Annotated in this window: 12 protein-coding genes and 1 pseudogene; 1 reads left to right on the top strand and 12 read right to left on the bottom strand. The window is 52.4% G+C overall.

From position 1 onward, the window contains the following. The first annotated feature begins 189 nt into the window (after positions 1–189). Positions 190–1,397, top strand: a protein-coding gene (locus tag AC0XWG_RS25540) for an IS3 family transposase (protein WP_089617520.1) whose coding sequence is annotated in 2 segments (ribosomal slippage) — positions 190–511 and positions 511–1,397 — 1,209 coding nt in all. Because the reading frame shifts where the segments join, the coding sequence is not laid out codon by codon here. On the opposite strand, the gene AC0XWG_RS25535 is transcribed toward AC0XWG_RS25540, so the two are convergent. The 12 genes and pseudogenes from AC0XWG_RS25535 to psiB (AC0XWG_RS25480) form a co-directional block, all read right to left on the bottom strand. Next, positions 1,389–2,684, bottom strand: coding sequence for a hypothetical protein (locus tag AC0XWG_RS25535; protein ID WP_475681174.1), 1,296 nt, complete (start codon positions 2,682–2,684; stop codon positions 1,389–1,391). The genes AC0XWG_RS25540 and AC0XWG_RS25535 overlap by 9 nt on opposite strands. Then, positions 2,681–4,465 (bottom strand): site-specific integrase, encoded by a 1,785-nt coding sequence (locus AC0XWG_RS25530; protein ID WP_208165723.1) that lies wholly within the window; start codon positions 4,463–4,465, stop codon positions 2,681–2,683. Before AC0XWG_RS25530 ends, AC0XWG_RS25535 begins: the two co-directional genes overlap by 4 nt. After that, positions 4,404–5,669, bottom strand: a complete 1,266-nt coding sequence (locus tag AC0XWG_RS25525) for a tyrosine-type recombinase/integrase (protein WP_208165724.1) — start codon at positions 5,667–5,669, stop codon at positions 4,404–4,406. The genes AC0XWG_RS25530 and AC0XWG_RS25525 overlap by 62 nt, the downstream gene beginning before the upstream one ends. A 122-nt stretch (positions 5,670–5,791) precedes the next feature. Continuing rightward, positions 5,792–6,208: pseudogene (locus tag AC0XWG_RS25520) on the bottom strand (N-6 DNA methylase); the annotation flags it as partial. A 156-nt stretch (positions 6,209–6,364) separates the two neighbouring features. Next, a complete protein-coding gene (locus AC0XWG_RS25515) occupies positions 6,365–6,628 on the bottom strand; it encodes a hypothetical protein (protein WP_008324174.1) in 264 nt (87 codons plus the stop codon). Between the two features lie 85 nt (positions 6,629–6,713). Continuing rightward, positions 6,714–7,058, bottom strand: coding sequence for a hypothetical protein (locus AC0XWG_RS25510; RefSeq protein WP_008324177.1), 345 nt, complete (start codon positions 7,056–7,058; stop codon positions 6,714–6,716). A gap of 46 nt (positions 7,059–7,104) precedes the next feature. Next, positions 7,105–7,392, bottom strand: a complete 288-nt coding sequence (locus AC0XWG_RS25505) for a hypothetical protein (RefSeq protein ID WP_032672744.1) — start codon at positions 7,390–7,392, stop codon at positions 7,105–7,107. 53 nt (positions 7,393–7,445) lie between these two features. Continuing rightward, on the bottom strand, positions 7,446–7,820 hold the full coding sequence (locus tag AC0XWG_RS25500; protein ID WP_060446823.1) for a hypothetical protein: 375 nt from the start codon (positions 7,818–7,820) through the stop codon (positions 7,446–7,448). Between the two features lie 422 nt (positions 7,821–8,242). After that, a complete protein-coding gene (gene psiB / locus AC0XWG_RS25495; RefSeq protein WP_227660342.1) occupies positions 8,243–8,776 on the bottom strand; it encodes a conjugation system SOS inhibitor PsiB in 534 nt (177 codons plus the stop codon). Between the two features lie 3 nt (positions 8,777–8,779). After that, on the bottom strand, positions 8,780–9,103 hold the full coding sequence (locus AC0XWG_RS25490) for a theronine dehydrogenase (RefSeq protein WP_072271145.1): 324 nt from the start codon (positions 9,101–9,103) through the stop codon (positions 8,780–8,782). After that, on the bottom strand, positions 9,100–9,828 hold the full coding sequence (locus tag AC0XWG_RS25485) for a plasmid SOS inhibition protein A (RefSeq protein WP_060446822.1): 729 nt from the start codon (positions 9,826–9,828) through the stop codon (positions 9,100–9,102). Before AC0XWG_RS25485 ends, AC0XWG_RS25490 begins: the two co-directional genes overlap by 4 nt. Further along, complete coding sequence (gene psiB, locus AC0XWG_RS25480; RefSeq protein ID WP_060446821.1) at positions 9,825–10,256, bottom strand: conjugation system SOS inhibitor PsiB; 432 nt, start codon at positions 10,254–10,256, stop codon at positions 9,825–9,827. The genes AC0XWG_RS25485 and psiB (AC0XWG_RS25480) overlap by 4 nt, the downstream gene beginning before the upstream one ends. Positions 10,257–10,303: the final 47 nt, after the last annotated feature.

Here is a 10,303-nt window from a genome sequence, read left to right as displayed (position 1 = left end):
CTTATCATCAAAGAGTTTTGGCCACAGGTTTTTTGAGATGTCACCGTATGACCGAATCTTTTTGTACTTTTTGGTTGATTGAGATTTAGGCGCTTTGGTGATGTAGCCCCCTGAAACACCGGACAGTAGCTGTATCTCCAGATAAGAGATAGGCTTGAATATATGTCTAACACTAACGCCAATTTTGAGATGACCGGGATCCTGTTAGGGCAAGAAGTCCGTAAACGTAAAACTCCTCAGGAGAAGATCGCCATTATCCAGCAGACGATGGAGCCGGGTATGAATGTCTCCCATGTCGCCCGCCTGCATGGTATCCAGCCCAGCCTGCTGTTTAAGTGGAAGAAGCAATATCAGGAAGGCAGCCTCACCGCCGTTGCGGCTGGAGAGGAAGTCGTTCCTGCTTCTGAGCTTACTGCTGCTCTGAAGCAGGTCCGGGAGCTTCAGCGCCTTCTGGGCAAGAAAACGATGGAAGTTGAGATCCTGAAAGAAGCCGTGGAGTACGGTCAGTCGCGAAAATGGATAGCGCACGCGCCCTTGTTGCCAAAGGACGGGGAATAGCCATGGTCAGCCGGACCATGGGCGTGTCGCGTGCGCAACTGTCACTGCGGATTAACCGTTCTGCCGACTGGCAGGACAGGCGCTGTAACCGGCGTAATGAAGAAGCAGACGCAGAAATACTGTCGGCTATCCTCAACATTATCAGCGATATGCCGAGTTATGGTTATCGACGCGTGTGGGGCATCCTGCGCAAGCAACGTCGCACAGAGGGACAGCCACCTGTGAATGCCAAACGGCTTTACAGGATAATGAGCGAGCATAACCTGTTGTTGTTGCATCACAAACCAGAGCGACCGAAGCGTGAACATAAGGGCAAGATAGCGGTGGCAGAAAGCGATATGCGCTGGTGTTCAGATGGCTTCGAGTTCGGCTGCGACAACGGCGAAAAACTGCGGGTAACGTTCGCGCTGGACTGCTGCGACCGTGAGGCCATAGACTGGGCAGCAAGCACGGGAGGCTATGACAGTTCGACCGTGCAGGATGTGATGCTGAGGTCGGTGGAAAAGCGCTTCGGCGACAGGTTGCCCGACACAGCGGTGCAGTGGCTGACGGATAACGGTTCAGCGTATACCGCGTATGAAACGCGGAGGTTCGCGAGAGAGCTGAATCTGGAGCCCTGCACAACAGCGGTGAGCAGCCCGCAGAGTAATGGCATGGCCGAACGGTTCGTGAAAACGATGAAAGAAGACTATATCGCGTTCATGCCAAAACCGGATGTGAGAACAGCACTGCGAAACCTTGCAGTAGCGTTCACGCATTACAATGAAAACCACCCGCACAGCGCGCTGGGATATCACTCCCCGAGGGAATACCGGCGGCAGCGGACATCGTTAACTTAAGATACAAAAGCTGTTCGGAGATGGAGGGTCAAGATCAGATTTAGGCGCTTTGGAGCTCCATGGTTCATGCTGAAGAGATTGAAGAATTGGGTTCTCGACATCTTCCTTTGATAATTCTAAATAGGGATTCTCTCTTGCTGCCTTTGACCGCATGAAAGCAACGATTCTCATTGCTTTCAGAGCTATTTCAACGGAAGGTGAAACAATCCAGCGAGCATCAGAATCCTCAATGGTTTTTGTTGTTACACCTTTTAGCATGTGAATATCTTCACCGAGCTGATCACGTTCAACCTCATAACAATCAGCACGAAGTTTGGAGCCCTCTTCAATTCGCATCAAAGAAAAGTTCAAAAGATAAGCCAATCCAGCACTGCTAATTAAAGAGAGGTAAGTAGTAAGTGATCTGATTCCACTAACTTTATTAAACAACACCCAACGATCAAGCAATTCAGATATACCAAATTTTTCAGCTGTCTCTGTAAATGACCCATGAAAGATTTTTCCAGTTCTGCTTTCTCCTATAACTCGCGAGTCTCTAAATGGCCCATCACAGCCCAAGCCGTTGAATGCTTTTGATAAATGTCCTCCAGCATTTCTGGCATAAGCTGACAAACAAAAATCGTAACAGGCCTCAACTTGTTCTTGATGCGACAGAAAGTCTTCCAAGCATTCCCGAAGACGTGAAACCTGATAACTCCATATCCTCGCTGGTATATAAGCTGTCTGAGTCGAATCATTCGTTGTTAATACGCTGCTAAGTAGTTTAATTCCGCTTTCGTCAAGCAAGACAAACCCCAAAGTCTCTCGTGCGATGAATAATGAATGGAGACATTCAATCAAGCGATTTCCGCGTTGCTTGTAATATTCGGAGAGCTTCTCGATGACCTTGGGATATCTATAGAGCTCAGTAGCCAGAATACCTGAATCTGTGCAGGCCACAAACAGGGGTTTGATCGTCTCAAACCTAAACACCAATGCCTTGGCAGAACGTATAGCCGCTTCGCCCCAAAGCCACCACGCTACAACTTTACGCAATAACTCCGCGTTCTGAGGACTAACTCTTTTTCCCTGACCAGGACCATCCCCAAAGTAAATGGTGAGGGTGTGCCCAGACCAAGGAGAAAGATCCCATCTTACGTCACCATATCGAGACACAACATGGCCATAGGCGTCTATCACAGCAGGAAAATCCGGCTCTGGGGGCCAGCTTTTAGGTTTAAAATTCAGCGCATCTTCTTTTGATAAGGCTGATTCAATCTGCAATCCCGGGAAGTAAGCCAAGTTCATGCAATTACCTCCATCAGCTCTATATGACCACTCCAATAGGGGTGATATTTACCAGCACGAATCAAATCCCGGGATTCACTTACCCACATTGCTCGTATTTCGCTGCCTGACGCTATTGCTTCAAGTTTTTTGTTTATTCTTTCAATAACTCGATATGCAGGATGAAGGTCTTGCTTTTCCGATGGTTTATACAGGTTTGCTTCCAGGCTCTTGATCTTGGCGTGCGAGGCAAGCTTCCAGCAATAATCTGAACTCATAACATCTCGATGCTTAGTACAAAAAAGACAGCCTTCTGGGCTGATACAGTCCGGTTTCGGCGCTTCTTTAGCTATACCATTGATTGACTCGGGGGCACTACCTTTGTCGATACATACACCTGGTCCTGGTGGTGTATAGGCGGGATCTGTTGATGCATGGAACCGGACTATTTCAGATGCCGCTGATTGATGATGCGGCCTTTCATAATCACGCAGAAGGACTTCCTTGTCATGGGCCATTTGCTCAGCCGTAAGTTCGAGATCGTTACTTCGCCTTAGTAGCCAGTTTACTCTGGTTTTACGCAACTCCTGTGGCCCTATAATCCGAGCATCAATTTTCTTGAAGGATTCTTTCAATGTGTAGAATCCAATCTTTGAATCTTTTGCACGAATCATACCTCGACTTTGCAAAGGGAAAAGCCGGGTATCGTGTTCAGCAAACCCTGTGTCATTCAGCCACCGCAAGTATCGCTCGAGATGTTCCTTATAAGCACGATAGCAACGAAAAACAGCTTCGCCGCTGCGTCGCCCCTTGTATACGCGGAAAACCTCCAGATTGTCACCGTTAGACTTCCAACGATAAGTTTCTCTTTCAAGCGCTGATGCCTGAGTTAGATTCATCCCTGTTTGTGCGATGAATATCAAAAGTTCAGATTCTATTCTCAGATTCAGTATTCCCGATCTTTTATGCCGATCGAAAAGGCTTTCATTCTCCGCTAGTGGCGCTCTGGCTTTCTCGGCATTTTTTCTGACCGTGTTGCATTCTATAGATTCGACATCCATTTCCGGATTAAGCAGGCTTCCTGCAACCACCAAGGTCTTGCCATTTTGCAGCGTGATGCGGATTGGTAGCCGTCCTCTGACCGTCGAACAATCCAAGGCGTCACAGATCGACCTCAGGTAATGACCAAACTCAAATGTACTGCTGAGATTTTGCTTATCTGTGCTGCTGGTCATTACGCTCTTTTTTGAGCTAGGTTTTCTGATCCTTGTTTGCATCAAAAGTGCGCCACCAGGCTTAGCTCCAGGAAGCTTTAAGGCTCTTGCGATGAGGTTGGCTAACTTTGAAGTCTGTCTGTAAGCGTAATTTTCAGACACTTCCTTTTTTATTTTTGATCTATATAACTGGTGTTCCGACCACTTCTTGAAGTTGGTTACCACTTTATCTCGAGACATAGTCAATGAGTTGGTATCTGACCATGCAAAGAACCGCCAAAGCACTTCCAGACTGCCTTCGATAAGTGCACGAGAGCGCCCCTGACTTATCATGCTGGAAATAGCTTCATGAAATGCGAGTACAATTGGAATTCGAAGAACGTCAACATCCTCAGCAGAGGAATGATGTATCGCTTCCATCGCATTTTTTCTCGGTAAACATGCAGCACCATGGTGAAGCAATATGTTCAGGTTCCAGGGGATTTGATGCGTACCAAGACTCATGCCCGGGAAAGTAAGATTTAACTCATGCATTGGCACGCCCTCTTGCCAATCCCATAAAGGCTTCCGAAAAAGCATCAGCAGCATCTGCCATTGCTTTGTTTGTTTCAATAAACTTGATGTATTTCATCGTTATGCTTTCATCGCGGTGCAAACATGCCTCCCTTACAAACTGGATGGCATCACCGACTGGCATGAACTTTAGCGCCACGCGCATTAACTCTGTGGCAAAAGTGGCTCTTGTGCGATGGAAATGAAAACCGCGCATCACTTGCAGCCCAGCCCTTTTACCGGATGTCCGGAGACGAGACATTTCCACGTTAACCGCTCGGCTATCATCACCGCTGTACGAGTTGCCATAGCGAGTGAGGAATAGCAGATCCCTATCTTCGGGGCTCGCTAACATTTGGCGTTTCAGCCGTCTCGTACTCATGGAATAGGCAATAAGTGTTTCGAGAAGCTCATCTGGTATTGGCACTGAACCGGAAACGCCAAACTTGGTTGAGACCATTGGCCTCGCACCAGGGCCAACAGCTAATCGCTTCCAACCGACTTCTGGAACGATGGTTGCGTTGTGAAGAGTTTGAACTTTCAGGTCGGTAATTGAGCCAATGCGCAATCCTGTGAAGAAACCAATACGTAGCATTAACGAGAGCTCTTCGGTTGCGCTGCGATCTGCCAGCGCGAGAATTTCTTTCATTGCAGAAACAGTTACTGGGAGAAGGCCATCCTCAAGCTGTATGGCCCCAGCAACCTTTCGATTGGGAATGGCAAGGTCTGTACTGGCAACTCGCATGGTATGTTCAAGACCAAACGGATTGGTTAGTTTGATTCCAACAAATCGCTGCTCCCACATTGGCCATTCTGGTGAAATTAGTCGACGCGACTGTGTCCATTTATAGAAGCGGATTACAGCCGCCATTCGTTGAGATGCAGTACTTGGAGCAATATCACCATTATTTCTGGCGGCAACAAGGGCTCCGCGAAAGCGAACAAGGCAGCGCTCACTTTCTCGTTCTGGAAAATGCCACCATTGGATTGACTCTGCTTCCAGCCATTTTGCGTAGGCAAGCAGGTGGGACATATTGGATCGAACGGTTTTCAGATCCCGTTTTGAAGATGTTGCCTGATCTAGGGCCCAAAGATTAGCTTCTGCCCAGGTTGAATTATCTTCCCAGACTATTTGGGGAAGATTTCTGATGGGTTTTCTTTTTAATGGAGTCCACTGTAACGAGCTGTCCGATATTTCTGCTCGATGTGGCTGGTAGTTGATTTGCTCAAGGCTGGCCATTCATTTCCCCCTTCGACAACTCAATGCCGTTCAGGAAGGAATCACTTCTGAGCATGGAGTGGTCTAATTTGTCACCATTGAACCATGTATGGTGTGCGATTAAAACTTCGTATGTAACGTTTGCCGCTTGCCGGATCGCTGACGGTAACGAATCCCTCACGGCGTATCGTTTCGTCGACGTCCGGCATCAGCAGCCTCGCCAGCAGTGACTGGACGTGATACGGCGTGAAATACTGTCCGTTGCGGTCGTCGCCAAGCTCAAGCTCCATGAAGATCGCGCCGAGGAAGTCGTGGAATTTGGCCTCCAGTGCGCAGACCATCAGGCAGAAAAGCGTATGCAGGTTGCTGATATCACTCTCGCTGTACTTCGCGCAGATTTTGCGGCTCTGCTCAATATTCTCTGGCGTTCTTATCCGCGCCATATCCAGCTCGCTGGCGGCCAGCGTGATAAAGTCGCTGAACACCTCCCAGCGGCGCAGGCTGCGGGCGGTATCCCTGAACACGCTGATAAACTGGCGGCGGGCCTGGTCGATTGTCATCATCCGGTGCAGTATCGGCTGCGCATTCACGGTGGGCAATACGGGTTTAGCGGGTGTTAAGGGTGCGGCTTCTCTCGCCTGATCAAAGAAGCTGGCAAAACTGAGTTGAGACATATTTCCTCCTTAAATGCCGCCCCGTAAGGAGCGGCTCAGTTATCAGTTAAATGCCCGCTTCAGTTCGAGCGTGCGTAACACCTGCCCCCACTCACTCCCGCGCATGGCAGGAATACGAACGGCGCGCCCCTTCTTCCGGCAGTGCGCTATGTGACGGCCCAGCGCCCGCATTTCGGCGCTGATGTCGTCACGGTCGATATCACTGCGTTTAATACGCACCTGTTTTTTTACGGGTGCGTTTTCCGCCTCAAGCATCTGGACATACAGGGCGGTCGGTGTAACAATCGAAACTTCACTGAATTGCATTGGTTTGTTCCTTTTGGTGAAGGCCGGATTAATCGTTGCAAGCGGGTAAATCCGGCGGGATATGGCAGACGAAAGTCTGCCTTTTTCATTTCTGGCGCTGCACTCCCTCCTTAACGCGTGCCAGAATCTCCGCGTGGTCAAGGTTGCTGTAGTCGCGCATCCGGTAATAACGGATACCGATCCGCGCGTAGATTTCGGTCACATTGCCGCAGACCATTTCCGCCAGCATGAAGGTTTCACACTCGCCGTTCTGACTGCTGCGCCAGTTCATCGGGTACATCAGCCCCAGCGCATCATGGAAGGCGTGTACGTCGATTTCGACGGACGCGGTCAGATATGACTTTTCGCGGCTCAGCCAGTACGCGCGTTCGGCCTCACTGGTCGCATAAATACCCGCTTCAGCGCAGGATTCGGTCAGATTTAAGTGCATGGTTTATCTCCTTCTGGTTAATGGCGTTGATATTTCGCCGTGGTGGTTATTCGTCGAACGTGATGCCGGAAAAATGCGCCATCAGGTGCAGCATGTCGGCAATCCCGTCGACTTTCTGCTGAATGGCTGGCGTGGCTTTCAGGATGCGCGTGACAGCGGTTCTGAGTTCGCCCATATAGCGGTTTGCAGACTCGCCCAGCGCCGTTTTGTCCGTATTGCTCTGGTACTTCATCAGGGCTTTACTGACGTGGTTTTGCAGGGTATCAAGTTCGCTGAGCGCGCTTTTCTCCCATGCGTCAAAGCTGAACGTACTGTTCGTGTTGCTGTTGCTCATAATGTTTCTCCGGTGTGACTGGCGGCATCCCCTGCCGCCAGCCGGTTAAGTAATCAGTAATCCGCCGCCAGCTCGATCATCAGGTCAGCACATTCACCATCGGCACGTTCTTCTTCCGCAGTCGTCAGCATGTAACCCCGTTTCGCTGCCGCCCCCATAAACGCCGGACGGTCTTTCAGTGGCAGTTCTGCCAGGTAGTGCATAGCCATACCCAGCAGACGGGACTCATAAATCTCGTAGTGCAGGCCACACCCCCGGTTAGCCTGTATTTCCATACGGACCAGCACCACGTCCGCGCGAATAACATCGAACGGGTTACGGGAATGGATATTGCGCACAAAGCCATCAGTACGCAGGGACGAGGTTTTCACCCATCTTTCGGTAGATTCTTTGGTGGCGGTTTTGACGTTGACGTTTTGTGTGTTCATCCTGCTTTTCCTCCTGTCTGGTGGTTAATCCATCTCTCGGTGAGTTCCCTGGCGGCAAAGGGCAAAGGAGCAACGGCGGGGCGGCAGGAGAAGGGCGGAGGCAAAAGTTTTTGCGGTCCTTCGCAAAAAGTTTTGGCGGAGTGCATTTCACCCTTCGGATGACGACACGACGGTGCTACGACCAGCCCTCCGCCCGGGGACTTAACGGGAGAGGGCTCGCCAGAGGTACGGGGAGAGGATGAACACACCCGACACGGCGGAACGACGGGGCGTCAGAGGACTGTCGGCAGTTTTACCGCCGACAGGGTGAAGCGGCGCGTCCGTTTACGGACGCAGCAAGCGCAGGGGTTGACGTTGCGTCAGGATGGACGCCCGCAGGGCAGAGACAGCTCGCTGGCTCTGTTCACGACAGCCGTGTCCCGTCAGGGACGACGCCCGGATATTGCCGTAACGGTGATGCCAGCCAGTTCATTAGCCAGCCCCGCCAGCGTGTACCGTTTTTTATCCAGCACATCAGCCCGCAGCAGCAGGCTGTTTATCAGAAAGGTATCCAGTACCGGCATTCTGAGCAGACATTTAATCTGCTGTCCGCTGGCTGACTGAAGCAACAGCATCCAGTGGTCACAGACTTCGCCGGGGCTGGTCAGCATGAACCAGTGTCTGCCATGCGGTGGAACATACCGCAGGCTAACGGGCCATACGCCACCGTATTCAGTGTGATTCTCGGGTGAAACCACCCAGCCCTCCGGCAAAACCAACTCCCGCAGCACGGCCTGCGTCAGCACCTTACGAGAAGACCAGCCATCAGAGCGAAACTGCTCATAATCCTCCGGCGTCATGGCAACCAGCGCCGATAATGTCAGTCCTTTATTCAGAATCAGCCTCCTTTTATGGCTGCAGACTACGACTGCTCTCCGGCTCCTGCAGCCCTGAAGATTTCCAGGGGATAATAACAAAACTCACCGGTGAGACTTCCCTCGATAATAGTCCGGTCGCGCCGCAAGTTCCCGCCCGATGAGTTCATCAGCAAACAGCGGCGCAATTCTGTTAACACGACGCGCCAGATTCCGTCGGCGGGTGGCAGCCTTACGCTCGTCGGTCCAGCGTCTGATCTGTCTGTCACACAGAAAATCAACGCAGACAGCATATCCGGCTCCGGCCACCCACAGTGACATCACGGACTCAGGGGCGGGCTTCCCTGCCTCCACCACTTCTGACGCCAGTTCAGGTTCACCGGGACAGGGACCGGGACGCTTCCAGCGCAGCGAGTAACGCCACTTCATACCTGACTCCGCGCGGTCAGCTTGTTGGGGACCATCCAGCGCTCCAGCTGCCTGACAGACTCAGTGCTTTCCCGCGCCAGCGCATCCGTTTCAGCCATCACCGTCCAGAAAGGCTGGCTCTCCGTCATCCAGCGCTCCACTGGCGCCAGTGACGGGAAACGCTCGCTCCAGCGCCAGAACATCTCCTCCAGGTCGTACTGGCGCAGTTCAGTCCCCGACCAGCGCGCGCTCCAGCTGCTGACCGTTTCCGGCGTATGGAATGCCAGCTCAATCTCCGCCTGCCCCGCCAGCGCCTGGTACGCCCGCTCACGCTGACACTGTTCCTTACGGCGCTGGCGGGTGTATTTTTCATCCCGCAGGGCGTCCTGACAGCGAACCCGCTCGGTCTGCTGAAAGGCCACCTCCGGAAAGAGGCGCTGACCCGCACCGACAGGAAGCGGCAGCCAGCAACGCGTCCCGCGACTTTCAATCAGCGCATCGATGGCAATGAGCCAGCTGTCCCTGCTGCCCCGCAGCTCCCGCGCCGTCAGCACCGGCGAAAAATAATGGATTTCCCTGATGGTGATGCGCGTGCTGCCCGTGAGCCGGCGAAAAAAGGCGCTGGCATATGGGTACGCCGCAGACAGCGAGCCGCGAGACCGCCTGCGCTCAACCTCGGCGATGGCTTCCATCGCGGCGCGTCGCTCAGGACTGAAGGGAACCAGAGAGAGATGTGAAGGGATCATACCGCGCCCTCCGCTGCCAGAATGCTGATGATGCTGGCCTGACTGTATCCGTCCGCATCGAGACGCGCGGTCAGGCTGACGGTGTGGCTGACAAGCTCCGGATGGTAGCCGCTCAGGGTACGAATGACGGAGAACGGGCGACCGCTGGCGGGAACGAACACCACCATCCACGCCGGACTGATAGCACCTGGACTGCACACGGCAATATGGTAGTTGCCGTGCGGGGGCGTAAAGCGCACCTGCACGGGGAAGAAGCCACCGAACTCGCTGCGGTACTCGCCGTTTACATCCCAGTTCTCAGGGCAGGACAGGTCACGCATAACGGCGTGGGTCAGTTCGCGGCGAAAGTCTTCGCCGCTGTCCCGCCAGTCCTCAAACTCATCACAGGACATCGTTTTCAGTACATCGGGGGTAAGAATAGTGCGCATGGATATCTCCTTATTGCCGCCCTGTTCACACAAGGGCGGCTCTCCGT

The sequence above is a fragment of the Enterobacter sp. DVT3837 genome, from assembly GCF_056238685.1.
Note: the sequence above shows the minus strand (reverse complement) of the source record. Positions and strands in the feature narration are given on the sequence as shown.